Origin of the sequence: Falsiroseomonas sp. E2-1-a20, from assembly GCF_051433195.1 — a bacterium.
Lineage (GTDB): Bacteria > Pseudomonadota > Alphaproteobacteria > Acetobacterales > Acetobacteraceae > Falsiroseomonas.
On record NZ_JBHMFT010000001.1, the window covers coordinates 149,643 to 173,013 of the forward strand.

At 72.8% G+C, this 23,371-nt stretch carries 23 protein-coding genes; 10 read left to right on the forward strand and 13 right to left on the reverse strand.

The window, feature by feature from the left end; genetic code table 11:
• Positions 1–36 precede the first annotated feature (36 nt).
• From ACFHPP_RS00725 to ACFHPP_RS00750, 6 genes are all read left to right on the forward strand, one after another.
• Positions 37–1,047, forward strand: coding sequence for an NADP-dependent phosphogluconate dehydrogenase (locus ACFHPP_RS00725; protein ID WP_437161347.1), 1,011 nt, complete (start codon positions 37–39; stop codon positions 1,045–1,047).
• Entirely contained in the window at positions 1,044–2,366 is a 1,323-nt protein-coding gene (locus tag ACFHPP_RS00730) for a ferredoxin reductase family protein (RefSeq protein ID WP_437161348.1), read from the forward strand. The genes ACFHPP_RS00725 and ACFHPP_RS00730 overlap by 4 nt, the downstream gene beginning before the upstream one ends.
• Before the next feature lie 165 nt (positions 2,367–2,531).
• Positions 2,532–3,518: a Bug family tripartite tricarboxylate transporter substrate binding protein gene (locus tag ACFHPP_RS00735; protein WP_437161349.1), complete on the forward strand. Its 987-nt coding sequence runs from the start codon at positions 2,532–2,534 to the stop codon at positions 3,516–3,518.
• Positions 3,518–4,660 carry a M24 family metallopeptidase gene (locus ACFHPP_RS00740; RefSeq protein WP_437161350.1) on the forward strand — a complete coding sequence of 381 codons (1,143 nt, stop codon included), beginning with the start codon at positions 3,518–3,520 and terminating at the stop codon, positions 4,658–4,660. Before ACFHPP_RS00735 ends, ACFHPP_RS00740 begins: the two co-directional genes overlap by 1 nt.
• 41 nt (positions 4,661–4,701) lie before the next feature.
• The gene (locus ACFHPP_RS00745) at positions 4,702–5,670 is read left to right on the forward strand and encodes a Bug family tripartite tricarboxylate transporter substrate binding protein (protein ID WP_437161351.1); all 969 of its coding nucleotides are present in this window, start codon (positions 4,702–4,704) and stop codon (positions 5,668–5,670) included.
• A gap of 207 nt (positions 5,671–5,877) precedes the next feature.
• Positions 5,878–7,548, forward strand: coding sequence for a formate--tetrahydrofolate ligase (locus tag ACFHPP_RS00750; RefSeq protein WP_437161352.1), 1,671 nt, complete (start codon positions 5,878–5,880; stop codon positions 7,546–7,548).
• Between the two features lie 142 nt (positions 7,549–7,690).
• Here ACFHPP_RS00750 and ACFHPP_RS00755 read toward each other — a convergent pair whose 3' ends face one another.
• From ACFHPP_RS00755 to ACFHPP_RS00765, 3 genes are all read right to left on the reverse strand, one after another.
• Positions 7,691–7,912: a NepR family anti-sigma factor gene (locus tag ACFHPP_RS00755; protein ID WP_437161353.1), complete on the reverse strand. Its 222-nt coding sequence runs from the start codon at positions 7,910–7,912 to the stop codon at positions 7,691–7,693.
• 145 nt (positions 7,913–8,057) lie between these two features.
• Positions 8,058–8,825: an SGNH/GDSL hydrolase family protein gene (locus tag ACFHPP_RS00760; protein WP_437161354.1), complete on the reverse strand. Its 768-nt coding sequence runs from the start codon at positions 8,823–8,825 to the stop codon at positions 8,058–8,060.
• The gene (locus ACFHPP_RS00765; RefSeq protein ID WP_437161355.1) at positions 8,822–9,985 is read right to left on the reverse strand and encodes an OpgC family protein; all 1,164 of its coding nucleotides are present in this window, start codon (positions 9,983–9,985) and stop codon (positions 8,822–8,824) included. The genes ACFHPP_RS00760 and ACFHPP_RS00765 overlap by 4 nt, the downstream gene beginning before the upstream one ends.
• 29 nt (positions 9,986–10,014) lie before the next feature.
• Here ACFHPP_RS00765 and ACFHPP_RS00770 point away from each other — a divergent pair, with 29 nt between their 5' ends.
• On the forward strand, positions 10,015–11,232 hold the full coding sequence (locus ACFHPP_RS00770; protein ID WP_437161356.1) for a tetratricopeptide repeat protein: 1,218 nt from the start codon (positions 10,015–10,017) through the stop codon (positions 11,230–11,232).
• Here the strand turns inward: ACFHPP_RS00770 and ACFHPP_RS00775 are convergent.
• From ACFHPP_RS00775 to ACFHPP_RS00820, 10 genes are all read right to left on the reverse strand, one after another.
• The gene (locus ACFHPP_RS00775) at positions 11,160–11,975 is read right to left on the reverse strand and encodes a cellulose synthase operon protein YhjQ/BcsQ (protein ID WP_437161357.1); all 816 of its coding nucleotides are present in this window, start codon (positions 11,973–11,975) and stop codon (positions 11,160–11,162) included. The genes ACFHPP_RS00770 and ACFHPP_RS00775 overlap by 73 nt on opposite strands.
• Entirely contained in the window at positions 11,972–12,949 is a 978-nt protein-coding gene (locus ACFHPP_RS00780) for a GTP-binding protein (RefSeq protein ID WP_437161358.1), read from the reverse strand. The genes ACFHPP_RS00775 and ACFHPP_RS00780 overlap by 4 nt, the downstream gene beginning before the upstream one ends.
• Positions 12,946–15,009: a flagellar biosynthesis protein FlhA gene (flhA, locus tag ACFHPP_RS00785; protein WP_437161359.1), complete on the reverse strand. Its 2,064-nt coding sequence runs from the start codon at positions 15,007–15,009 to the stop codon at positions 12,946–12,948. Before flhA ends, ACFHPP_RS00780 begins: the two co-directional genes overlap by 4 nt.
• A gap of 4 nt (positions 15,010–15,013) precedes the next feature.
• The gene (locus tag ACFHPP_RS00790) at positions 15,014–16,387 is read right to left on the reverse strand and encodes a sigma 54-interacting transcriptional regulator (RefSeq protein WP_437161360.1); all 1,374 of its coding nucleotides are present in this window, start codon (positions 16,385–16,387) and stop codon (positions 15,014–15,016) included.
• A gap of 12 nt (positions 16,388–16,399) precedes the next feature.
• Complete coding sequence (fliN, locus tag ACFHPP_RS00795; RefSeq protein WP_430669855.1) at positions 16,400–16,723, reverse strand: flagellar motor switch protein FliN; 324 nt, start codon at positions 16,721–16,723, stop codon at positions 16,400–16,402.
• Positions 16,720–17,337 carry a hypothetical protein gene (locus tag ACFHPP_RS00800; RefSeq protein WP_437161361.1) on the reverse strand — a complete coding sequence of 206 codons (618 nt, stop codon included), beginning with the start codon at positions 17,335–17,337 and terminating at the stop codon, positions 16,720–16,722. The genes fliN and ACFHPP_RS00800 overlap by 4 nt, the downstream gene beginning before the upstream one ends.
• Positions 17,334–18,338 carry a flagellar motor switch protein FliG gene (gene fliG, locus ACFHPP_RS00805; protein WP_437161362.1) on the reverse strand — a complete coding sequence of 335 codons (1,005 nt, stop codon included), beginning with the start codon at positions 18,336–18,338 and terminating at the stop codon, positions 17,334–17,336. Before fliG ends, ACFHPP_RS00800 begins: the two co-directional genes overlap by 4 nt.
• Positions 18,335–20,029, reverse strand: coding sequence for a flagellar basal-body MS-ring/collar protein FliF (gene fliF / locus ACFHPP_RS00810; protein ID WP_437161363.1), 1,695 nt, complete (start codon positions 20,027–20,029; stop codon positions 18,335–18,337). Before fliF ends, fliG begins: the two co-directional genes overlap by 4 nt.
• Before the next feature lie 319 nt (positions 20,030–20,348).
• Positions 20,349–20,801, reverse strand: coding sequence for an N-acetyltransferase family protein (locus ACFHPP_RS00815; RefSeq protein WP_437161364.1), 453 nt, complete (start codon positions 20,799–20,801; stop codon positions 20,349–20,351).
• Positions 20,798–21,373, reverse strand: a complete 576-nt coding sequence (locus tag ACFHPP_RS00820; protein WP_437161365.1) for an NUDIX hydrolase — start codon at positions 21,371–21,373, stop codon at positions 20,798–20,800. The genes ACFHPP_RS00815 and ACFHPP_RS00820 overlap by 4 nt, the downstream gene beginning before the upstream one ends.
• Positions 21,374–21,498: 125 nt before the next feature.
• Here ACFHPP_RS00820 and ACFHPP_RS00825 point away from each other — a divergent pair, with 125 nt between their 5' ends.
• From ACFHPP_RS00825 to ACFHPP_RS00835, 3 genes are read left to right on the forward strand one after another with little or no spacing between them, the layout of a single operon-like run.
• Positions 21,499–21,960, forward strand: a complete 462-nt coding sequence (locus ACFHPP_RS00825) for a YHS domain-containing (seleno)protein (protein WP_437161366.1) — start codon at positions 21,499–21,501, stop codon at positions 21,958–21,960.
• A 1-nt stretch (position 21,961) separates the two neighbouring features.
• Positions 21,962–22,606 carry an RNA polymerase sigma factor gene (locus ACFHPP_RS00830; protein WP_437161367.1) on the forward strand — a complete coding sequence of 215 codons (645 nt, stop codon included), beginning with the start codon at positions 21,962–21,964 and terminating at the stop codon, positions 22,604–22,606.
• On the forward strand, positions 22,593–23,237 hold the full coding sequence (locus ACFHPP_RS00835; RefSeq protein WP_437161368.1) for an NrsF family protein: 645 nt from the start codon (positions 22,593–22,595) through the stop codon (positions 23,235–23,237). The genes ACFHPP_RS00830 and ACFHPP_RS00835 overlap by 14 nt, the downstream gene beginning before the upstream one ends.
• The last annotated feature ends 134 nt before the right edge of the window (positions 23,238–23,371 follow it).

Sequence of the window (23,371 nt, forward strand, 5' to 3'; positions counted from 1 at the left end):
AGGCAGGAACGCGCCATTTCACGACGAGGACGCCGCATGGGCGGGGAGCAGGACCAGCGCGGCGAGGCCACCCGCGCCTTCGGCATCGTCGGCCTTGGCCAGATGGGCGGCAACATCGCGCGGCAGGCGCTGGCGAAGGGTTTCCGCGTGGCGGGCCAGACCCGCGGCGACCCGCCGGCGGACCTGGTCGAGGCGGGCATGGTCGCGCTGCGGGACCCGGCCGGCTTCCGCGCCGCGCTGGACCCGCCGCGCCTGGTCCTCCTGTGGGTGCCGGCCGGGCCGGTGGTGGACACGGTGCTGGAGGCGGTCGCGGCGGCGCTGGAGCCGGGCGATGTCATCGCCGATGGCGGCAATTCCTACTGGGGCGATTCCATCCGGCGCCAGGCCCGCCTGGCGGAACGCGGCCTCGGCTTCGTCGACCTCGGCACCAGCGGCGGCCTGTCCGGCGCCCGCGATGGCGCCTGCTTCATGGCGGGCGGGGAGGAAGCGGCGGTGGCGCGGCTGGAGGCGATTTGCCGTGCGCTCGCCGTGCCGGGCGGCTTCGTCCATGCCGGCGGGCCGGGCACCGGGCATCACGTCAAGCTGGTCCACAACGGCATCGAGTTCGGCATGCTGCAGGCAATCGCGGAGGGCTATGCGCTGCTGCGCCACCATGATGCGCCGCTGGATATCCAGGCGACGCTGGAATGCTGGCGCCATGGCTCCGTCATACGGTCCTGGCTGGTCGACCTGCTGGCCCAGGCGCATGGCGGCGATCCGGGCCTGGACCGTGCCGAGAGCGGCTTCGTCGAGGATACCGGGGAGGTGAACTGGCTGGTGATGGACGCGATCCGCAAGGAGGTGCCGGTGCCGGTCATCGCGCAGTCGGTGATGCAGTTGCTGGCCTCCCGCCACGCGCCGCGCGACCGCGACGATGCACGCGCCATCATCGCCATGCGGCACGGCTTCGGCGGGCATCCGCATGGGCCGGAGGACTCCATCGCCAGGGAACGCCGGGTAGGCCGCGTCGGTCCGCTGCGGGATCCCAACGCGGACCGGCGCGCATGACGCTGCGCCAGGCGGGATGGATCGCGCTGTACCTGCTGCTCGTGCTGACGCCGCAGGCGCTGCTGTTCCTGGGCGAGGTGCCGCCGGGGCGGGACTTCTGGTGGAACTTCTCCATGGCGCTGGGCTTCGCCGGCATGGCGATGATGGGCGTGCAGTTCGCGCTGACGGCGCGCATCCGGCCGATGACCTCGCCCTTCGGCGTCGACATCATCTACCTGTTCCACCGCTACCTCGCCTGGATCGCGCTGGCCCTGGTCGCCACGCATTTCGGCATCCTGTGGCTTTGGTACGCGGAGCGGCTTGGCCCCACCATCAATCCGCTGCAAGCGTCGTGGGAGTTGACGGCGGGGCGCGCGGCGCTGGTGCTGTTCGGGCTCGCCGTCGTCACCTCCGAATGGCGCCGGCTGCTGCGGCTGGAATACGGGCTGTGGCGCTACACCCATGTGGTGCTGGCAACCCTCGGCTTCGCCGCCGCGGTCGCGCATATACTCGGCATCGGCTATTTTACCGCCTCGCCGCTGAATCGCGCGCTGTGGCTGCTGGCGACGCTGTCCTGGCTGCTGCTGCTGGTCTGGACCCGGCTGGTGAAGCCGCTGCACCAAAAGCGCGAGCCCTGGCGGGTGGTGGAGGTGCGGCCCGGCCGCAACGATGTCTGGACCATCGCCATCGAACCGGACGGGCATCCGGGCCTGCGACCCTTCCTGCCCGGCCAGTTCGCCTGGCTGACGCTGCGCGCCTCGCCCTTCGGGCTGCGCGAGCATCCCTTCTCCATCGCCTCGGCGCCGGAGGCGCTGCCGCGGCTGGAATTCGGCATCAAGGAACTGGGCGACTTCACCGGACGGATCGGCGAGGTGCGCCCGGGCGACCCGGCCTGGATCGATGCCCCCTACGGCGTCTTCTCCATCGACCGCCAGCCGGATGCCGAGGGCATCGTCGGCATCGTCGGCGGCGTCGGCATCACGCCGATGATGAGCATGCTGCGCAGCCTGACGGCACGCGAGGACCGCCGGCCGGTCTGGCTGTTCTACGGCAACAAGCACTGGGAGGAGGTCGCCTACCGGGAGGAGCTGGAGGCGCTGGCGACCCGGCTCGACCTGCGCCTGGTGCATATCCTGGAGGAGCCGCCGGAGGGCTGGCAGGGCGAGACGGGCTTCGTGACGCGGGACCTGCTGGAGAAATACCTGCCGCCGGCCCCGCGCCCCCGCCTGCACTGCTTCCTGTGCGGCCCGACGCCGATGACCGCCGCCGCGGAGGCAGCTCTGCACGGGATGGGCGTGAAGGCGTCGCACATCCAGACCGAAATCTTCGAGCTGGCCTGAAGGGAGGCACCGATGCGTCGCCGGATCGCGCTTCTCCTCGCCCTGCTGACCGGCCTGCTGGTGCTGCTGATGGCGCTGGGCTTCGCATTGCTGCGCTGACAGGACTGATTGCCGGCGGCGCGCGCACAGGATTACAGTTCCGTATCGCTCAGCCGGAATCCTCCCATGCAGATGAACGCCCCCCCGGTCACCCGCCGCCTGCTGATGGGCGCCGGCGCCACCCTGCTCGCGGCGCCCGCGCTGGCGCAGGCGCCCTGGCCCAGCCGGCCGATCCGGCTGGTGGTGCCGTTCGGGCCGGGCGGGTCGACCGACGTGCTGGCGCGGCTGCTGACGGAGCAGATGACGCCGCGGCTCGGCCAGCCCTTCGTCATCGAGAACCGGCCGGGCGCCGGCGCCACGCTCGGCACCGGCGTCGTCGCCGATGCACCGCCGGATGGCTACACGGTGCTGCTGTCGGCGATCAGCGCGTTCTCGGTCGGCAGCACGCTGTATCGCGGCCGCATCACCTGGGACCCGGTGCGCAGCTTCGCGCATGTCGGCATGATCCAGTCCGGCTACTACGCGCTGATGGCGAACAACGCCGCGCCGTTCCGCAACCCCGGCGAGCTGGCCGCCGCCGCGCGCGCCCGGCCCGGCATCGCCTATGCCACCAGCGGCGTGGGCTCGCTGCCGCACCTGTTCATGCTGCGCTTCGCCCAGGCGGCCAACATCGAGTTGCAGCACATCCCCTATCGCGGCGGCGCGCAGGCGGTGAACGACGTGGTGGCGGGCGTGGTGCCGGTGACGCTGGACGGCATCGCGAGTTCCGTGAACCTGATGAGGTCCGGCGGCATCCGCGGCATCGGCATCACCGGCCCGACGCGCCAGCCGCTGTTCCCCGACATGCCGACCTTCGTCGAGCACGGCTTCCCCGGGCTGGTCGCCGAAGGCTGGGCCGGGATGGCGATGCCCGCCGCGACGCCGCGCCCGATCCAGGACCGCTTCGCCGCGGTGCTGAAGGAAGTGCTGGAACTGCCCTCCATCATCGCCCGCTACCAGCAACTGGCGATCGACCCGGGCACCCGCTTCGGCGACGCGGCGCAGGCCTTCGTCGCGAACGAGGTCGAGACCTGGCGGCCGCTCGTCCTCGCCTCCGGCGCCACGGTGGATTGATGACCAGCCGCATCGCGACCTTCCGGCAGAAGCTGGAGGGACGGGCCGACCTCGCCTTCATCCCGCTCGGCACGACGGACCTGCACTATCTCGCGGGCCTGGCGCGGGACATTCCGAAATACGGGGTCACCATGCATCCCGGCGATTGGCTGGAAGGCGCCTGGGTGACGCCCGGCCACGCGCCGGTGCTGGCCCTGCCGCGCATGACGGCGGAGTTCGGCGGGCGCGGCGCGCCGGAGGGCGTGGAACTGCGCGTGCTCGGCGACTGGGACGATCCGGCGAAGCTGGTGTCCGACCTGCTGGCCGGCTTCCGCCTGCCGGCGAGGCCGCGCATCGCCATCAGCGAACGCGCGCAGGCCGACAGCCTGGTCCACCTCCAGGCCCTGCTGCCGGATGCCGTCTTCGTCTCCGCCACCGCGATCCTGCGCGAACAGCGCCTGATCAAGGCGCCGGAGGAGATCGCGCTGATGCGCGAGGCCGGGCGACGCACGGAAGCCGCCTTCGCCGCGCTGCTGCCGAAATTGCGCTTCGGCATGACGGAACTCGACGCCATCGCCGAACTCGACTGGCAGATGAAGCGCCAGGACAGCCTCGGCCCGACCTTCACCACCACGCTGTACAACACCGGGCCGAACAACCCGCTGATGCTCGGCCGCCGGATGGAAAGCTGGAAGCGGCGGATCGAGCCGCCGGTCTCCGTGCTGTTCGACTTCGGCGCCTCGCATGAGGGCCTCTGCTACGACTACGGCCGCACCGTGTCCTTCGGCGAGCCCTCCGCCGAGCAGGTCCGGGTGCATGGCCTGGTGATGCAGGCGCAGCGCACCGGCATCGCCGCGCTGAAGGTCGGCGCGACCTGCGAGAGCGTGGATGCGGTGGCGCGCCAGGTGATCCTGGATGCGGGGCTGGGCGCCGGCTTCCGCCACCGCCTCGGCCACGGCATCGGCTGGGACGTGCACGAGCCGCCCTTCCTGACCAGGGGCGATGCGACGGTGCTGCGGGAGGGCATGATGTTCACCATCGAGCCCAGCATCCTGCAGGACACCGGCTTCTCCGCCCGGACCGAGGATGTGGTGGTGGTCCGGGATGCGGGCGGGGAGCGGCTGACGGAGGGCTTCCAGGAATTGCTGGTGGTGGACCATTAGCTGCTCCAGACTGTTCCGGCTGAACGGGGGAAACACATCCAATGACCACACGGCGCGGCGCCCTTGCGGGCCTGGCGACACTTCTTGCCGCCCCCGCGGTGCTGGCGCAGCCGGCCTGGACGCCCAGCCGGCCGCTGCGGATGTTCGTCACCTATCCGCCCGGCGGCGTCACCGACATCGTCGGCCGCATCTCCGCCGATGCGCTGGGCCAGGAACTCGGCCAGCCGGTGGTGGTGGAGAACCGCGCGGGCGCCGGTGGCAATGTCGGCATGCAGGCGGCGCTGGCCGCGCCGGCGGATGGCACCACGCTGCTGCTCGGCACCGTCGCGATGTTCGGCGTGAACCCGATCCTCTACGCCAATTCCGGCGTCGATGGCGTGCGGGACTTCGTGCCGCTCGGCATGCTGGGGGAGGCGGCGAACGTGCTCTCCGCCATCCCCACGCGGCTCGATGTCCGCAGCGTGGCGGCGCTGGTGGCGGAGGCGAAGCGGCGCACGCTGACCTATGGCTCGGTCGGCAATGGCAGCTCCTCCCACCTCTCGGCGGTGCTGCTGCTGAAGAGCCAGGGGATCGAGGCGACGCATGTGCCCTATCGCGGCTCCGCGCCCCTGGTCACGGCGATGCTCTCGAAGGAGGTCGATTTCGGCTTCGACACCACCGCGACCTCCACCGCGCATGTGCAATCCGGCGCCTTCCGCGCGCTCGGCGTCACCACGGCCCGCCGCGCCTCCTCCCTGCCGGAGGTGCCGACGATGCAGGAGGCGGGGCTGGCGGGCTATGCGCTCAGCGTCTGGTTCGGCGTCTTCGCCCCCGCCGCCACCCCCGCCGCGCCGCGCGCCCGGCTCGCCGAGGCAGTGGCCCGCATCCAGACCCCGGCGCTGGCGGAGAAGCTGCGGCGCGCCTTCGTCGATCCGCTGACGGTGCCGCCGGCCGAACTGCCGGGCTGGTTCGCCGCCGATGCCGCCCGCTGGCAGCAGGTGGCCCGCGATGCAGGCATCGGCCTCAACTGATCCCTGCGGCGTCAATGGGTGACCTGCGGCCGGCACTGCCGGCCGAGCGCCCGAACGGCGCCCCCAATTGCCGATGGGGCCAGTGCCGCGCAGCCCAGCGGCCGGAGGCCGCGCCCGGCTCTTGAGGGCGCTGGTATGAAAGGCGGGTTGCCGCAGGATTAAGGTCCGGATAAGCCGGACGTCGACACGCGGGGGATTCGAGAAGAAATGGCCACCGATCTCGACATCGCCCGCGCGGCGACCTTGCGCCCGATCGCGGAGATCGCGGAGCGTGCCGGCATCCCGGACAGCGCGCTGGAGCCCTACGGCAAGTACAAGGCCAAGATCGGCAACGGCTTCGTGGCGGAGGCCTCGGCGCGGCCCGCCGGCGCGCTCGTGCTGGTCACCGGCATCAGCCCGACCCCGGCCGGCGAAGGCAAGACCACCACCACCATCGGCCTCGGCGATGCGCTGAACGCGCTGGGGACGAAGACGATGATCGCGCTGCGGGAGCCCTCGCTCGGCCCCTGCTTTGGCGTGAAGGGCGGCGCGACCGGCGGCGGCTATGCGCAGGTGCTGCCGATGGAGGACATCAACCTCCACTTCACCGGCGACTTCCACGCCATCACCAGTGCCAACAACCTGCTCTCGGCCATGGTGGACAACCACCTGTACTGGGGCAACGAGCTGAACCTGGACCCGCGCCGGGTGTCCTGGCGCCGCGCCATGGACATGAACGATCGTAACCTGCGCGACTGCGTGGTCGGCATGGGCGGCGCCAGCCAGGGCGTGGTGCGGGAGGATGGCTTCGACATCACCGTGGCCTCCGAGGTCATGGCCGTGTTCTGCCTGTCGCGCGACCTGGCGGATCTGCAGGACCGGCTGGGGCGGATGATCGTCGGCCGCCGGCGCGACGGCACCGCCGTCACCGCGCGCGACATCAAGGCGGATGGGGCCATGGCGGCGCTGCTGCGGGATGCGCTGGCGCCGAACCTGGTGCAATCCATCGAGGGTTCGCCCGCTTTGGTTCATGGCGGTCCCTTCGCCAACATCGCGCATGGCTGCAACAGCGTGGTGGCGACGCGGCTTGGCCTCGGCTTGGCCGATGTGGTGGTGACGGAAGCGGGCTTCGGCGCCGACCTGGGCGCGGAGAAGTTCCTCGACATCAAGTGCCGGCTCGCCGGGCTGAACCCGGCCGCCTGCGTCATCGTCGCGACCGTCCGGGCGCTGAAGATGCATGGCGGCGTGGCGAAGTCCGACCTGGGGCGGGAGGATGTGGCGGCGGTGGAGCGCGGCATCGCCAACCTCGCGCGCCACGTCGAGAACATCCACAAATTCGGCCTGCCCGTGGTGGTGGCGCTGAACCGCTTCGACACCGACACGCCGGCCGAGATCAAGGCGATCCAGGCCGCCATGGCGCGGCTGGACACCCAGGCGATCCTCTGCACCCATTGGTCCGACGGTGCCGCGGGGGCCGAGGAACTGGCGCGCGCCGTGCTGGCCCGGATCGAGGCCGGCGCCGCCCGCTTTCAGCCGATCTACCCCGATGCCATGCCGCTCGCCGACAAGCTACGGACCATCGCGAAGGAGGTCTACCGTGCGAAGGACGTGGCGATTCCAGCCCCCGCCCTGCAGCGCCTGGCGCGGTGGGAGGGGGAGGGCTTCGGCCACCTGCCGGTCTGCGTCGCCAAGACCCAGTATTCGTTCAGTGCCGACCCCACCGCGCTCGGCGCGCCGGTGGACCACGTCCTGCCGGTGCGCGACGTGCGGCTTTCGGCCGGTGCGGGCTTCGTGGTGGCGGTGTGCGGGGAGATCATGACCATGCCCGGCCTGCCACGTCGCCCGGCGGCGGAGTCCATCGGGCTGGATGCGGAAGGCCGGATCGAGGGGCTGTTCTGACCCGAAAGGGTCATGCCAGCGGCATCAATGGGTGACCCGGACGGGCGCCGCGGCCGGTGCCGCCCGGCCAGGCGGCCGGGGCCCGCGCCCGGCGATCGAGGGCGAGAGAAATGCCAGCGGTCAGTGAGAAGGACCGCAGGGGTCAGCCGCGGCCCTGGATCGGGTCGTTGATCAGCTTCAGCAATTCATCCGGCACCGGCTCGCGCAGCGCGTCTTCGTAGGCCTGCGACAGCTCGGCCTGCAGCCAGCGGTCGAAGGCGGTCAGCGGTCGCGCGGGCCGGCGGTCCAGCGGCCGGGGGCCGGACCTGTCCGAGGGATCGGCGGGTGTGCGCGGCGCAGCCTGCGGTTGAAACTGTGTCTCCATGCAAGCGAAGCGCAGCAGGGGCGTCCAGGTTCCTTGACGTGAAACGGTACGAAACACTGTGACCTTCCTGCATCACCGGCAGCCAGATCAAATTTGATACGGCCCCGCGCAAGCGCGGGCGGCTGCTGACAAGGCGGCTGGACGTTCAGCGCCGGCCCTGATCCGCGCCATCCAGGATGTAGGCCGCCAGCGCCTGCGCCAGGCAGTCATGCAACCGGTCAGCCACCTCCACGCGCTGCTGCCGCGGCGCGCGCTCCAGGTCCAGGATGTCGGCCTCGACCCAATGCCGCATGATGGACCAGCGGCTGAACAATTGCGCGCCGCTTGCCGCCGCGGCGACCCGCAGGGCGTCCCGGTACAGGTCCACATCGGCGTTGCCGCGCAGGAAGCGCGAGAATTGCGGGTCCATCAGCAGCACGTCCGTCCGCTCGCCCCGCGTGGTGCCGAGCCGCGCCACGGCCTGCTGCACCGCATCCGACAGCGCCTCCGCCGGCAGGCCCCGTGCGGCTTCCACCGTGCCGAGCTGCCAGATCACCAGGTGCGGCCGCAGTTCGGCGGCCTTCTCCGCGATGATCGCGGCATGGTCGGCGGCGGTGGTGCCACGGCCGCCATAGACCTGCACCGCGATCGCCACGGGCTGGATGCGCGCACCGAGCCGCACCTTCAGCCGCTCCGGCCAGGTTGCCGCGGGGCCGGAGGTGCCGCCGCCCTGGGTCGAGGCGCTGCCGACGACCAGCACGCGCAATTCGGTGTGGGCCAGGGCCGCGAAGACCCCGGGCAGCGGGGCAGAGGCCTCCAGCGCCTCGGCGGGCGCGCCGCAGGCAGGCTCCGACGCCCGGGCCGGTCCCACCGGGATCAGCACCAGGGCCAGCAGGGCGGCGAGCAGGGCGGGCGGGGCGCGCATGGAGGTCATGGGCTAGCCGGCGCCGGCGCGGCGGGCAAGGACTTCGGCGTCCGCTTGCGCTCGCCGCCATACCAGGCCGAGACCGCCGCCACGGCCAGCAGCGCCGCCAGCCCGGCCGCATTGACGATGACCTGCGGCAGCAGCCCATCCGCCTGTTCCAGCACCACGCGGCCGATGAAGGACAGGAAGATGCCGGAACAGAACACCGGCAGCCCCTGCTGGCCCATCAGCACGAAGCCGGCGGCGACCGGGTTGGCGAGCCAGCGCGCCGCCGGCGCGACCAGATGCGCGGCCAGCCAGACCATCAGCATCATCGACGCCAGCCGCACCGGGTGCAGCGCCGTCTTGTCCACGCTGCCGATGGCGGCCGCCAGCCATTCCGGCGGATGCAGCCCGCGCGCCGGCCCGTGCCAGACCCAGTTCAGCGACACCGCTGCCGCCGCCAGCAACGCCACCGCCAGCACCGCCAGGCTGCGGCGCCAGGGGAAGTGCCGCGCCAGGCGCGCCGGGTCGGCCCGGCCCAGCACCACGCCGATGGCGAAGATCAACTGCCAGGCAAACGGATTGAAGAACCAGCCGCCGCCGGTCCAGGACGGCAGTTCGAGCCCGGTCAGCCGCGTCGCCGCATACATGGCGACGGACACGCCAAGCAGCCAAAGCGGCCGGTCGATCAGCGGCAGCGCCAGCGCGAACAGGCCGAGCACCACGATGTACAGCGGCAGGATATCCAGGAAGGCCGGCTGGTAGCGCAGCAGCAGCGCCTCCAGCAGCGCCCGGTACGGCTCGGCCGACAGCGGGTCGAGGTGCATCTCGTCCAGATAGGCGGCCTGGTTCAGCGCGGCGGCGGAATAGCCGACCTGGGCGGCGAAGACCACGAACAGGAAGATGTGCGCGACGTACAGCGTGCCGATCCGGCCGATGATGCGCGCCGCCGCCGCGGCCCAGCCCTCGCGCTGCATCATGCGGCCATAGGCGATTCCGGCAGCGTAGCCCGCCAGCAGGACGAAGGTTTCCGTCGCATCGCTGAAGGCGACGTTGCGGAGCGTGCCATAGACCAGCAGATTGCCGGGGGTATGGGTGATGAAGATGAACCACAGCGCCACGCCGCGGAAGAAATCCACCCGCAGGTCGCGGCCGGGTTTCGGCGCCGAGTCGGAGGGGATTGCCATGCAACGTCAGCATCGCGGAAGGGCCGGGCTTGGCGCAAGCATCGGCTGACGACCTGCTGGCGGATGCCGCCAGCCGCCATGCCCGTGGGGAATGGGCGCTGGCGGAACGGCTGTACCGCCGCGTCCTGAAGCTGCGGCCGGGCGATGGCAATGCGCTGAACCTGCTCTCGGTGCTGGCCCGCCAGCGCGGCGACCTGCCGATGGCCCTGGCCTTGTCCGGCCAGGCCATGGCCGCGCAGCCGGACAGCCCGGTGTTCCTGGCCAGCCGTGGCGCCACCCTGGCCGAGGCGGGGCAGCTCGATGCCGCCATCGCCGCGCTGCGCGCCGCCCTGGCGCGCCGGCCGGCCGATGCCACCAGCCTGCGCAACCTCGGCCAGGCGTTGTGCGCGCAGGGCCAGGCGCCGGCCGCGCTGGCGCCGCTGCGCCAGGCGGTGGTGCTGGCGCCGCAATCGCCCGAGGCCTGGCTCGCACTCGGCCACGCGCTGCGCGAGGCGGGAGAGGCGCCGGAGGCGATCGAAGCCGCGCGCCGCGCGGTGGCGCTGGCCCCGCCGGCCCTCGCCGCCCAGGCGCAGTTCCTGCTGGCGGCGCTGGGCGCGGGGGCGGTGCCGGACCGCGCCCCCGCGGATTACGTGCGCGACCTGTTCGACCAGTACGCGCCGCGCTTCGACGCGGACCTCGAAGGCCGCCTCGGCTACCGCACGCCCACGCTGCTGGCCACGCTGTTGCAGGCGGCGGGCATCGCCGCGGATGGAACGCGCCGCGTGCTCGACCTCGGCTGCGGCACCGGCCTGTCCGGCCTCGCGCTGCGGCCCTTCGCGAAGCGGCTGGAAGGGCTGGACCTGTCGCCGCGGATGCTGGCGGAGGCGCGCGCGCGGGGCGTGTACGACGCGCTGCACGAGGCCGACCTGGAGGATTTCCTGGCCCGCCAGCGCGGCGGCTTCGGGCTGGTGGCGGCCGTGGACGTACTGAACTACCTGGGCGACCTGGCCCCGGCGCTGTCCGGCATCGCCCGCGCGCTGGCCCCGGGCGGCGCCGCGGCCATCAGCATCGAGGACGGCAGCCTGGAGGCCGGGGAGGGCGCGCCCTACGCGCTCGGTCCCGGCCTGCGCTACCGGCACGAGCCCTCGCATGTGCTGGCGCTGGCGCAGGCGGCAGGCCTGGTGCCGCTGGCGCGTCAGGATGCGGCGCTGCGGGAGGAGAAGGGCGTGCCGGTCGCCGGGGTGCTGCTGGTGCTGGCCGCCGGCTGATCCAGGCCGCGTGCCAGGGCGCGGACATCCTGCGCGGCCATGCAGGCGGGGTGGCGGGTCAGCAGCGGGGTCTGGCGGCGGATGGCCTCGGGCACTTTCGCATCGCGCCGCACCACGCCGGCCAGCGGCAGGCCCCTTTGCAGGAAGCGCCGCGTCGCGGACTCCAGCGTCGCATGGGTGCGCTGGCCCGCGGCGGCACTGGTGGCGAGGTTCACCACCAGCCGCGCATCGCCGCCGGGCGCATCGCCCGCATGCAGCTTCAGCACGGCATAGGCATCCGTCAGGCTGGTCGGCTCCTCCGTCGCCACCACCAGCAGGATGTCGGCACCGGCGGCCAGGCGGCGCTGCGCCGCGCCGACGCCGGCGCCGAGGTCCACCACCACATCCTGCCAGGTGGCCCCGAGCCGGCGCGGCAGCGCCACCGCCTGGTCCAGCGCCGCGCCGGCCAGCCCGGCCAGGGCGCCGGAGCCGGAACGGCCGGGCATCAGGTGGAAGCCCGCCGGCAGCGCCAGCGCCGCATCCGCCGCCGCACCACCGGCCAGGACATGGGCGAGATCCCGCGCCGGGTTCAGCCCGAGCTGCACGTCGGCGTTCGCCAGGCCGAGATCGGCATCCAGCAGCACCACCCGCCGCCCCTGCTGGCCAAGCGCCTGCGCCAGCGTGATCGCGAGCCAGGTCTTGCCGACGCCCCCCTTGCCGGAGGCGATGGCGATGACGCGCCCCATGCCATTTGCCGCGGTCATCTCGGGCGGTCCTTCGGGGCGGGCGGGAAAACCGGGGTGCGGTAGGCCGGCGGGGGCGGGGGCGCGGGCGCCGGGTCCGGCCGCGGCACCGCGTGGGCGGGGGCGGCGAGGCGACGCGCCAGCCCCTCGGCCGTCAGCGGCTCCAGCCCGCCGGAGGCATCGCAGCCGGTGCCGGCCTCGGTCAGTGCCAGCCCGGTCGCCGCCGCCGCCAGCACGCCGCCGAGCCGCCGCGCCGCATCCAGCCGCGTCGGCAGCAGGTGGCGGCAGCCGAGCAGGCGGAAGGCGCTGGAGGTTTCCGCCGCCTCGTCCGGGTCGAGGCCCGCGGGCAGCACCAGCACCGGCGTGCCCTGCGCTGCCTCGATCAGCCCGGCCAGCAGGCGGGCGCCGGCGGGGTTGAAGGGGTCGCAGCCCGGCAGATCCACCAACGCCTGCTGCCCCGCCCCCCGCCGCGCCAGCGCCTTGCCGAGCGCCGCCGGGCCGCTCGCGATGGCCAGCGGCAGGTCCAGCACGCGGGCGAAGGCGGCGAGTTGTTCGGCGGCGCCGGCCCGCCTTCCATCGGCGCTGACCAGCAGCGGCTTCGCCCCGCCCAGCACCAGCCGCGTCGCCAGCTTCGCCACCGTCAGCGTCTTGCCCGCCCCCGGCGGCCCGGCCAGCAGCAGCGGCGCCTCGCCCAGCGGCAGCGCCGCGAAGCCCAGCACCGCCCCCAGCGCCGCCGCCAGCCGGCCCTCCGCCAGACGCTGCGCCAGCGCCGCCGGCACGTTGTGACGGGCGAGGTCGGGCGGGATGGCGCGGCCGGGGCGCGCGGCATCCGGCGCGATCACCAGCGGCTCGTCATCCTGCTCCTGCGCCGCCGTCACCTCCACCCCGCCGGGGATGCGGCGGGTGGAGAGCAGCACCGCGTCCTCGCCGAGTTCCGCGCGCAGCTGCGCCATGGCGTCCGCCATGCGCGCGGCGCGGATGACGCGAAGTTTCACTGAACCGTGCCGATGGTGCGGATGCGGGCGCGGGCGTGGATCTCGGTATGCGCCAGCACGCTGGTCGCCGGGCGGAAGCGCTCCACCACCGCGCGGACATGGGCGCGGATGCTGCCGGAGCAGACCAGCACGGCCGGCTCGCCGCTGCCGCTCGCCGCGTCGAAGGCCCCGCGCAGCGCCGCCATGAAGGCGGACAGCTTCGAAGGCGCCATCGCCAGTTGCTTCTCCTCACCCGGCCCGAGCAGCGATTCGGCGAAGGCCTGTTCCCATTCGCCGGACAGCGCGATGATCGGCACGTAGCCTTGCGGCCCGCGCGCCGCATCGCTGATCTGCCGCGCCAGCCGCATCCGCACCGTGGCCAGGATCGGGCCGAGCGAGCGTGCGCCACCGGCGGCGGCTTCCTGCATGCCTTCCAGGATGGTCGGCAGGTCGCGGATGGAGACCCGCTCCGCCAGCAGCGCCTGCAACAGCCGCTGCACCGTGCCGAGGCTGGCCTGCGCCGGCACCAGGTCGGAGACCAGGCGCTTGTGCTCGGGGGGCAATTCGTCGAGCAGCTTCTGGGTCTCCGCGAAGGACAGCAGCTCCGGCATGTTCTCCCGCGTCACCTCGGTCAGGTGCGTCGCCAGCACGCCGGCGGCATCGACCACGGTGCAGCCCAGCGCCAGCGCTTCCTCACGCCGGAACTCCTCGATCCAGGCGGCGGGCAGGCCGAAGGTGGGCTCCTGCACGCGCTCGCCGGGCAAAGCGGGCGGGTTGCCGGAGGGGTCGATGGCGAGATGCAGCGGCGGCTTCAGCACGCCGCGCCCGGCCTCGATCTCCTTCACCCGGATCACATAGGTGTCCGGCGGCAGTTGCAGGTTGTCCTGGATGCGGACGCTGGGCAGCAGGAAGCCGAGATCCTGCGCCGTGGTCCGGCGCAGCGTCTTGATCTGTTCGGACAGGATCGGCGCATCGCCGGCCGCCAGGCTCAGCAGGCCGTAGCCGAGTTCCAGCCGCAGCAGGTCCATCCGCAGCGCATCGCTGGCCGGCGGCTCGCCGGGCGGTGGCGGCGGCGCCTCCGCGATGGCGCGCTGCACCTGCACCGCGTTGTGCTGCATCCGCGCGCCCCAGGCGGCGAGGCCGGCCAGCGCCAGGAAGGGGATCAGCGGCATGCCCGGCAGCAGCCCCATCACCACCGCCGCGCCACCGGCCAGCGCCAGCGGCTTCGGCCCGCCGAGCTGCGTCACCAGCGCCTGGTCGGCGCGGCCTTCCATGCCGCCCTTGGTCACCACGATGCCAGCCGCGAGCGAGACCAGCAGCGCCGGGATCTGCCCGACCAGCCCATCGCCCACCGTCAGCACGGAATAGGTCGTCACCGCCTCCCCGAAGGGCAGGCCCTGGCGGATGGTGCCGATGGCGATGCCGGCGAGCAGGTTGATCAGCGTGGTGACCAGGCCGGCGATGGCGTCGCCGCGAACGAATTTCGCGGCACCGTCCATGGCGCCGTAGAAGCCGCTTTCCTCCTCCAGCTCCCGCCGGCGCAGGCGCGCCTGGTCCTCCGTCAGCAGCCCGGCGGACAGGTCGGCATCGATCGCCATCTGCTTGCCCGGCATCGCATCCAGGCTGAACCGCGCGGCGACTTCCGCGATGCGGCCGGAACCCTTGGAGACGACGACGAAGTTCACCAGCAGCAGGATGGCGAAGACGATCAGGCCGACCAGCACGTCGCCGCCCATCAGGAAGCCGCCGAAGGCGGAGATCACATGCCCGGCCGCGGTCGGCCCCTCATGCCCATGCGTCAGGATGGCGCGCGTGGTGGCGACGTTCAGCGCCAGGCGCAACAGCGTGGTCAGCAGCAGCACGGTGGGGAAGCTGGTGAAGTCCAGCGGCCGCCGCATGAACAGCGACACCATCAGCACCAGGACGGAGGCGGTGATGGACAGCGCGAGGCCCGCATCCATCAGCCAGTTCGGCAGCGGCACCACCAGCACGGCGACCAGCAGCACGACGCCGAGGCCGAGCGCGACGTCGCCGGTCGGCCGCGCGCGGACCAGCCAGCCGGGGATGACGAGACCCTGCATCGATTCAGCCGGCCAGGTGCAACGGCACGGCCTGGCCGGGCGCGGGGGTCACCGCGATGCCGGCGGTGCGGTACTCGCCGAGCTTGTTGCGCAGCGTGCGGATGGAGATGCCGAGGATTTCCGCCGCGCGCGTGCGGTTGCCGAGGCAATGCGACAGCGTCTCCAGGATCAATTCGCGCTCCACCTCCTCCACCTTCCGGCCGACCAGCGCGGCGACGCGGCCGGCCGGTTCGGCCGCCGTCTCGGCCGCCGCCGGCGCCGCGATGGCGGGGACCGGGCGTGACAGCTCGATCGCCTCCGGCCCGATCTCCGGACCCTCCGCCAGCAGCACGGCGCGATGGATGGCGTTCTCCAGCTCGCGGACGTTGCCCGGCCAGGCATGCGCCAGCAGCCGGTGCCGCGCCGCCGGCGCCAGCGGCCGGACGGGCAGGCCGTTGACCTGCGCGTAGCGGGTGCAGAAATGCTCGGCCAGCGGCAGGATGTCGGCCGGCCTTTCGCGCAGCGCCGGGATGTGCAGGGCGACGACGTTGAGGCGGAAATACAGGTCCTCCCGGAACCGTCCCGCCGCGACTTCGGCCCGCAGGTCGCGATGCGTCGCCGCCAGTAGCCGCACATCCACCTTCAGCGGCGCCGAGCCGCCAAGACGATCCACCTCCCGCTCCTGGATGACCCGGAGAATCTTGGCCTGCAGGCGCGGGTCCATCTCGCCGATCTCGTCGAGCAGCAGCGTGCCGCCCTCGGCCTGTTCGAACTTGCCCTTGCGCGCCGCGACGGCGCCGCTGAAGGCGCCTTTCTCGTGGCCGAACAGCTCCGATTCCAGCAGCGATTCCGGCAGCGCCGCGCAGTTCAGCGCGACGAAGGGCCCGCGGGCGCGGCGGGAGGCGGCGTGCAGGTGTCGCGCCATCACCTCCTTTCCCGTGCCGCTCTCGCCGGTCAGCAGGACGGAGGCCTCGGCGCGCGCCAACTGCGCCGCGCGCGCCAGCATCGCCAGCATCGCCGGATCGCGCGCCACCGGGCCTTCCGCCTGCGGTGCCGCGCCGGCGGCTTCCAGCATGGCGATGATCAGATCGGCATCGGGCGGCAATGGAAGAAAATCGCGCGCCCCACCCTCGATGGCGCGCACCGCGGCATCGGCATCCTCGGCGCGGCCGCAGGCGACCACGGGGCAGGCGATGCGCTCCGCCGCCAGCGCCTGCACCAGCCACACCACGTCGTGCCGCAAATCGACCAGCACCAGGTCGGCGCCTTCCGCGCGCAGCCGCACCAGCCCCGCCGCCACGCCCTCCGCATGGCCCAGCTTCGCCCCGCGGGCGATGGCGACGCGGGCGGCGGCGCCGAGTTCGCCTTCCAGCGAGCCGATGATGAGGAGGCGCGCCATCAGCCGCGCCCCTCAGCCACCACGGTCCGACTTCACGATTTCCGTCATCGTCACGCCCAGCCGGTTGTCATCCACCATCACCACCTCGCCGCGCGCCACGAGCCGGTTGTTGACGTAGATGTCGACCGCCTCGCCCAGCTTGCGGTCGAGTTCGACCACCGCGCCACGCCCGAGCTTCAGCAACTGCGAGACCTGCATGGTGGCGCGGCCGAGCACGGCGCTGACCTGCACCGGGATGTCATAGACCGCGTCCAGGTCGCGCGGCCCGCCGGGGTTGCCGGTGGCCTGCTGCGCATCCTGCGCCGGCACCGCCTCGAACCCATCCTGCGCCGTCATGCTTCGCTCTCCTGATTGTCCGGCCAGATGCCCACCCTCCGCAGCACCTCCGCGACGGCGGCGCGGCGATGCGCGAGGTCGATGACGATGGCGCCGTCGCGCCATTCGAGGCGCGCATCGCCGGGCGGCACCGCCGCATCCGCCGCCACCTGCGGCGCGCCCTGCGGCAGGCGCGCCGCGATCGCCTCCACCAGCCCGGGCGCCACATGCAGCAGCGCCTCCGGCCGATCGGCGATGGCCGGGATCAGCGGCACGACGACATGCGCCACGATCTCCGGCCCCAGCCGCGCGGCCGCGCCGGGCAGGGCCAGGTCCAGCGTTTCCATCAGCAGCGCCGCGAGCGCCTGCGCCGCATCTTCCGCCGTGCGCCGGCCGGCCGCCTCGGCCTCCGCCAGCAGCACCGCGATGCGCTCCAGCGCCCGCTGCATCACCGCGTCCTGCGCCCGCTTCTGCTCCGCGCGGCCCTCCGCCAGCCCGGCGGCGTGGCCGATGGCGCGGCCCTCCACCACGCCCGCGGCACGCGCTTCCGCCAGCAGCACCTCCGGGTCCGGCGGCGGCGGCGCGGGCGGCGGCGGCGGCGCGCCGAGGTCGGGCAGGCGCAGCGTGTGCCTCACGCCAGCATCTCGTCGTCGCGGCCATCGGCGATCTGGATCTGGCCCTGCGCCGCGAGGTCCTTGGCGATGCCGACGATCTGCGCCTGCGCATCGTCCACGTCGCGCAGCTTCACCGGCCCCATCCCGGCGAGGTCGTCCTTCAACAGCTTCGACGCACGGTCCGACAGGCTGCGGAAGAAGATGTCGCGCAGCGATTCGGAGGCACCCTTCAGCGCCAGGGTCAGCTTGTCCTTCGGCACCGCCCGCAGCAGCGCCTGCACGCCGGCCTGATCCAGCCGTTGCAGGTCGTCGAAGGTGAACATCAGCGCGCGGATCTTCTCCGCGCTGTCGCGCGAGCGTTCCTCCAGCGCCGTCAGGATGCGGCCCTCCGCGGCGCGGTCCAGGTTGTTGAAGATTTCCGCCATGACCTCATGCGCATCGCGGCGCGAGCCGCGCGCGAGGTTGGACATGAACTCCATCCGCAGCGTGCGCTCGACGCCTTCCAGCGCCTCCTTCTGCACGGTCTCCATGCGCAGCATCCGCATCACCACTTCCATGGCGAAGCCTTCCGGCAGCAGCGCCAGCACGCGCGCGGCGTGGTCCGGCCGGACCTTGGACAGCACCACGGAGACGGTCTGCGGGTATTCGTTCTTCAGGTAGTTCGCGAGCACGGATTCATTCACGTTGCCCAGCTTGTCCCACATGGTGCGGCCGGCCGGGCCGCGAATCTCCTCCATGATCTGCGCGACGCGTTCCTTCGGCAGCGTCTTCAGCAGCAGGCGCTCGGTGCTTTCGTAGGAGCCGACCAGGTGCCCCGCCTGGCCGAGCTGGCCGGCGAATTCCTGCACCACCAGCTCCACCGTATGGGCGGAGATCGAACCCAGCGCGGCCATCGCCAGCGACAGGTCGCGGATCTCGTCCTCATGCAGGCGCGTGAAGATCTTGGCCGCGTGCTCGTCGCCCAGCGCCAGCATCAGCGTCGCCGCCTTCTGCGGGCCGGTGAGGTCCAGGGTTCCGCTCATTCCAGGTCCTTCGGCGCCAGCCAGCGGCGGATCACGGTGACCGCGGCATCCGGGTTGTTGTCCACAAGCTCCGCCAGCGCCGCGAGGGAGGAGGCGCGCATCTGGCCCTCGACGCGTGACAGCCGGACCATCTGGTCCTCGATCGGCGTGCCGTCGGCCGCCAGCAGGGGCGTGCCATCGGGGCCTGCCAGGGCCTCGCCGCCGGCACCGGCCAGGCCCCGGGCCTGCGCCAGAGCGGCCTCGGCTTCCGTGGCGAAGCTGACCTGGGTGCCGCCGACGCCCACCATCACCGGGGCCGGCGCCATGGCCAGCACCAGCCGGTTCGCCACCGGCCTGCCGATCAGCAGGATGGCGGCCAGCGCCACCAGCGCCAGGATGGCCGATTCGACGACGCGCCCCATCACCGCGGGCGGCAGCGTCTGGCCGAGGATGGTGAAGCCCTCCGCGGCCATGTCCGCCAGCGGCGGCTCGGCGAAGCGCAGGCTGACGACCTCCACCTTGTCGCCGCGCTGTTCGTTGAACCCGATGGCGGAGCGGGCGAGCGACAGGATGCGGCCGATCTCGTCCGCGTTGCGCTCGCGGAAGCGCGCCGGCGCGCCATCCGGCTGCGGTTCCCACACCCCGTCGACCAGCACGGCGAGCGAGATGCGCTTCAGGGCCGGCTGTTCGCGCAGGATGTTGCGCGTGGTGCGGCCGATCTCGAAGTTGGTGGTTTCCTCCTGCCGCGACTGTTCGCTGCGCAGGCCATCGGCATTGGCGTCGGCGCCGGGAAGCTGGTTGGCGACGGAGACGCCGCCGGGCTCGCGCGTGCGGTTGCTTTCGTTGGCCGATTGCGTGCTGCGCGGCACCTGGTTCTCGGGGTCGAAGATTTCCTCGGTGGTCTGCACGCGGTCGAAATCCATCTCGACCGAAGCCTCCGCCCGCACCCGGCCCGGCCCGAGGGTGCGTTCCAGCAAATCCTCCACCGCGCGCGCCAGGCGCAGTTCCGCGTTGCGGCGCACCTCCTCCCCGGTCTGGGCGGCGGCGGGGCCGGCGAGTGCCTGGCCGCCGCGGGCCAGCAATTCGCCGCGGCTGTCGACGATGGAGATGCCCTGCGGCCGCAGTCCGGGCACCGCGGCGGCGACCAGGTGCAGCACCGCCTGCACCCCCTCCCGGTCCAGTCGCTGCGCGCCCTGCATGCCGAGCACGACGCTCGCCTGCGCCTCCCCCCGCTCGCGCGAGAAGGGCTCCCGGCGCGGCAGCACCAGGTGGACGCGGGCGGTGCGCACGCCAGCCAGGCCGCGGATGGTGCGGGACAGCTCGCCTTCCAGCGCGCGCAGGCGGTTGACGTCCTGCTGGAACGGCGTTGTGGTCAGGCTTTCGCCGCGGTCGAAGATCTCGTAGCCGACGGAGCCGCCGGAGGGCATGCCATCGCGCGCCAGCATCAGGCGGATGCGCGGCACTTCCGATTCCGGGACCATCAGCTGGGCGCCGCCGGCGGCCAGGCGATGCGGGATGCGGGCACGTTCCAGCGCTGCCACCATCTGCCCCGCATCGCGCGGGTCGAGGTCGCCATACAGCAACGCCATCGGCGGTTCGGAGGCGCGCAGCGCCAGCATCGCGACCAGCCCGAGCACGGCGAGCCCGACGCCGGCCAGCGCCGCCAGCCGCAGCGCCCCGAAGCCGCGCAGCTGGGCGATCAGCCCGCCCATTCAACGCCCAGCCTGCGCCCGACCCGCATCCTGCGACCCCTCCGCCGGCAAATCCCGGCTGGGCAGGTTTTGCCGGGTTTCAGGTGTCGGAGGCGTTAACAGGCTGCGGAAAAAGCCCTCTCCACCCGCAGCGGGCTTGAACGCAAGCGTTCAAGGGTTGGGGTGAGGGGGGCGTGAAGGTTGTGAGCTCGTTCAGACGCTTGCGCGTCCCCGTCACCCAACCGTCGGCATCCATGCCGACCCCCATAGGACGTGGGGGAGTGGGCTTGTTCGGCGCGTTTCCGCAACCTGTTCAGGCCGGCGAAGTTTCCGGCGCGGGCTACCCCAGCTTGCGGTCGTAGGTGATCCACATGGTCCGCGTCGCCAGCCGGTCGTAGACGCCGCGGCCGCGGTAGTTGTCGTCCGCCGTGATCCAGCGGATCACGCCCCAGCCGCGCTGCCGCCCGACCTCCGCCACCGCCTCGATCAGCGCATCCGCCACGCGCCTGCCACGCTGCGCCGGGTCGACGAACAGGTCGTCCAGGAAGCCGCCGGTCGCGGCCATCAGCGGCCGCGCGAATTGGCGGAAATGCGCCAGGCCGATGGCGGTGCCATCCGCATCCTCCGCCACCAGCGCCTCCACCTCATGCGACGGGTCCATGATCCAGCCCCAGACGCGCTCGCGCATCTCGGCGGTCTGGTCCACGCGGTAGAAGCCGGCGTAGCCGGCGTACAGGCGCTCCCAGTCCGCACGGTGGCGCGGCTGCAGCGGCGTGATCGAAAAATCCGTCATGCGATCTCTCCGAGCTTGATCCGTCCGGCGGCGGCGAGGCCGAGGCAGATGGCGCCGACATGCATGGACTGCCCGATCAGCCCGCCCGCCAGCCCCGCCAGCACCGTCTCGACCTCCAGCAACTCCACGCCGATCACCTCGGTGGGATCGGGCGCGGGCGGCGCCACGGGGCGCAGGCCGGTGGCGAGCACCACATGCAGGCGGTTGGTCTGGATCGAGGGGTTGGGGTGACCGGCGGTGATGCTGCGCCAGGTGCCGCCGCCGAAGCCGGTCTCCTCCAGCGTCTCCCGCCGTCCGGCGGCGACCGCGTCGGCGTCGCCCGGGTCCATCACGCCGCCCGGCAATTCGAGTGACCAGCGCTGCACCGCGTGCCGCCACTGGCGCACCAGCACCATCCGGCCATCCTCGGCCAGCGCCACGACGCAGCACCAGTCGGGATAATCGAGCACGTACCAGGGCGCGATCTCCATCCCGGCGGCGGTGCGCAGCCGGTCGGCGCGCAGCCGCATCCAGCGGTCGTCGATCAGGGTTTCGGAATGCGTGGTGGTCCAGGGGGGCGCGGCGTGATCCATGCGCCACCCTCGCGCGCCGCCGGCCCCCCCGGCAAGACCGCGCACCGGCGTATCATTGCCCCGCGTAACCCTGCGTGGTCCGGCGGCGAAGCGGGATGGACGGCAACGCGGAAAGGCCCCGGACCATGCATCGACGCACCCTGATCGCCCTGGCGCCCATCGTCCTGGCACCCGCCTTCCTGGCGGCCTCCGCCCGGGCCGCGCCCACCACCCGCGCCATCAACCACAAGGACGGCGTGGCGCTGGCCGGCTACGACACCGTCGCCTGGTTCGCCGAGGGCCGGCCGCGCCGCGGCAGCCCGGCTTTCGTGGCGCAGCATGCCGGCGTCGCCTGGCACTTCGCCACCGCCGCCAACCTGGCGCGCTTCGAGGCCGACCCCGCCCCCCACCTGCCGCGCTTCGGCGGCTTCTGCGCCTATGGCGTGGCGCGCGGCTACAAGGTGGATATCGATCCGGAGGCATGGCACATCCACGGCGGTGCGCTCTACCTGAACTACGATCGCGGGGTGCAGAGGCAGTGGCAGCGGGACATCCCCGGCAACATCGCCCGCGCCGAGGCCAACTGGCCCCGGCTCGCGGTCGCCTGACATGTCCGCCGCCGCCTGCCTCGCGCTGGGCCTGGCGCCGCCGGTCCGCGCCATGAGCATCGGCGACCAGGACCTGCGCCAGACGCAGGAGATGCGCTGGGGCGGGCTGCTGGCCGCCGCGCAGGCCGGCGATGCCCGCGCCTACGACACGCTGCTGCGGGAAGTGACGCCGCGACTGCGCCAGTTGTGCCGCGCCCGCATCCGCGACATGGCGGAGGTGGAGGACGCGGTGCAGGACGCGCTGATGACCATCCACGCGCTGCGCCACACCTACGACCCGGCGCGTCCCTTCGGCCCCTGGATGACCACCATCGCGACCCGCCGCGCCATCGACCGGCTGCGCCGCCGCGGCCGCACCAATGGCCGCGAATCGAACCTCGACGACCTGCCGGAGGGCCTGGCCTCCGTCGCGCCGGTGGCGGAGGAGCGCATCGGTGCCCGCAACCTGCGCGACGCGGTGTCCGAGTTGCCCGAAAGCCAGCGCACCGCCCTGCGGCTGGCGAAGCTGGAGGATTTGTCGCTGGCCGAGGCCTCGGCGCGGTCCGGCCTCAGCATCGGTGCGCTGAAGGTCGCCACCCACCGCGCCATGAGATCGCTGCGCCGCCGCTTCGGCGTGAGTGAAGGAGATGACCGTGCAGACCGATGACCTGATCAGCCGCCTGTCGCAGGGCCTGGCGCCCGTGCGCCGGGTCACGCCGCCGGGCCGGGCCGCGCTGGGCTGGCTGGCGCTGGCGGTGGCGGTGGTGGCGGCGGGCGTGCTGCTGTCCGGCTTCCGGCACGACCTGGAACAGCGCCTGATGCTGATGCATGAGCAGGCGAACCTGGCGGCGGCACTGGCCACCGGCGTGGCGGCGGCCATCGCCGCCTTCCGGCTGGCGCTGCCGGACCGCAGCGAGCGCTGGGCGCTGCTGCCGCTGCCCTTCGCGGTGTTCTGGATCTCCGGCCTCGGCTGGGGCTGCCTCACGGAATTCGCCGAACGCGGCTTTCCGGCGCTCGGCGTCAGCTTCCAGTGCATGCGCTTCATCCTCGGCTTCAGCCTGCCGCTGACGCTCGGGATGCTGTGGATGACGCGCCACGCGGCGCGCATCCGGCCCGGGCCGGTGGCGGCCCTGGCCGGGCTGGCGGCGGCGGCCCTGGCCTCCGTCGGGCTGTCCCTGGTGCATCACCTGGATGCGGCGGCGATGGTGCTGATCTGGCACGGCGGGTCGGTGCTGCTGGTGGTGCTGCTGGCGAGGCTGTGGGGCGCGCGGGCGATGCGGGCCATGCCGGCCGGCTGACATGGGCCTGACGGCGATGTGATCGGCGCGGAGGCGCCGCCTCCCGCCACGCAAGCCGGATGCTCAAACAGATATCTTGACCCACCGCCTGACGGGATTATGCGTGCGTCCACGAACCGACCCCGTTCCGCTTC

Bases quoted from the DNA above. Each gene is read 5' to 3' on its own strand.
- ACFHPP_RS00725 (WP_437161347.1), top strand. From the start codon at position 37: ATGGGCGGGGAGCAGGACCAGCGCGGCGAGGCCACCCGCGCCTTCGGC.
- ACFHPP_RS00730 (WP_437161348.1), top strand. From the start codon at position 1,044: ATGACGCTGCGCCAGGCGGGATGGATCGCGCTGTACCTGCTGCTCGTG.
- ACFHPP_RS00735 (WP_437161349.1), top strand. From the start codon at position 2,532: ATGCAGATGAACGCCCCCCCGGTCACCCGCCGCCTGCTGATGGGCGCC.
- ACFHPP_RS00740 (WP_437161350.1), top strand. From the start codon at position 3,518: ATGACCAGCCGCATCGCGACCTTCCGGCAGAAGCTGGAGGGACGGGCC.
- ACFHPP_RS00745 (WP_437161351.1), top strand. From the start codon at position 4,702: ATGACCACACGGCGCGGCGCCCTTGCGGGCCTGGCGACACTTCTTGCC.
- ACFHPP_RS00750 (WP_437161352.1), top strand. From the start codon at position 5,878: ATGGCCACCGATCTCGACATCGCCCGCGCGGCGACCTTGCGCCCGATC.
- ACFHPP_RS00755 (WP_437161353.1), bottom strand. From the start codon at position 7,912: ATGGAGACACAGTTTCAACCGCAGGCTGCGCCGCGCACACCCGCCGAT.
- ACFHPP_RS00760 (WP_437161354.1), bottom strand. From the start codon at position 8,825: ATGACCTCCATGCGCGCCCCGCCCGCCCTGCTCGCCGCCCTGCTGGCC.
- ACFHPP_RS00765 (WP_437161355.1), bottom strand. From the start codon at position 9,985: ATGGCAATCCCCTCCGACTCGGCGCCGAAACCCGGCCGCGACCTGCGG.
- ACFHPP_RS00775 (WP_437161357.1), bottom strand. From the start codon at position 11,975: ATGACCGCGGCAAATGGCATGGGGCGCGTCATCGCCATCGCCTCCGGC.
- flhA (WP_437161359.1), bottom strand. From the start codon at position 15,009: ATGCAGGGTCTCGTCATCCCCGGCTGGCTGGTCCGCGCGCGGCCGACC.
- ACFHPP_RS00790 (WP_437161360.1), bottom strand. From the start codon at position 16,387: ATGGCGCGCCTCCTCATCATCGGCTCGCTGGAAGGCGAACTCGGCGCC.
- fliN (WP_430669855.1), bottom strand. From the start codon at position 16,723: ATGACGGCGCAGGATGGGTTCGAGGCGGTGCCGGCGCAGGATGCGCAG.
- fliG (WP_437161362.1), bottom strand. From the start codon at position 18,338: ATGAGCGGAACCCTGGACCTCACCGGCCCGCAGAAGGCGGCGACGCTG.
- fliF (WP_437161363.1), bottom strand. From the start codon at position 20,029: ATGGGCGGGCTGATCGCCCAGCTGCGCGGCTTCGGGGCGCTGCGGCTG.
- ACFHPP_RS00815 (WP_437161364.1), bottom strand. From the start codon at position 20,801: ATGACGGATTTTTCGATCACGCCGCTGCAGCCGCGCCACCGTGCGGAC.
- ACFHPP_RS00820 (WP_437161365.1), bottom strand. From the start codon at position 21,373: ATGGATCACGCCGCGCCCCCCTGGACCACCACGCATTCCGAAACCCTG.
- ACFHPP_RS00825 (WP_437161366.1), top strand. From the start codon at position 21,499: ATGCATCGACGCACCCTGATCGCCCTGGCGCCCATCGTCCTGGCACCC.
- ACFHPP_RS00830 (WP_437161367.1), top strand. From the start codon at position 21,962: ATGTCCGCCGCCGCCTGCCTCGCGCTGGGCCTGGCGCCGCCGGTCCGC.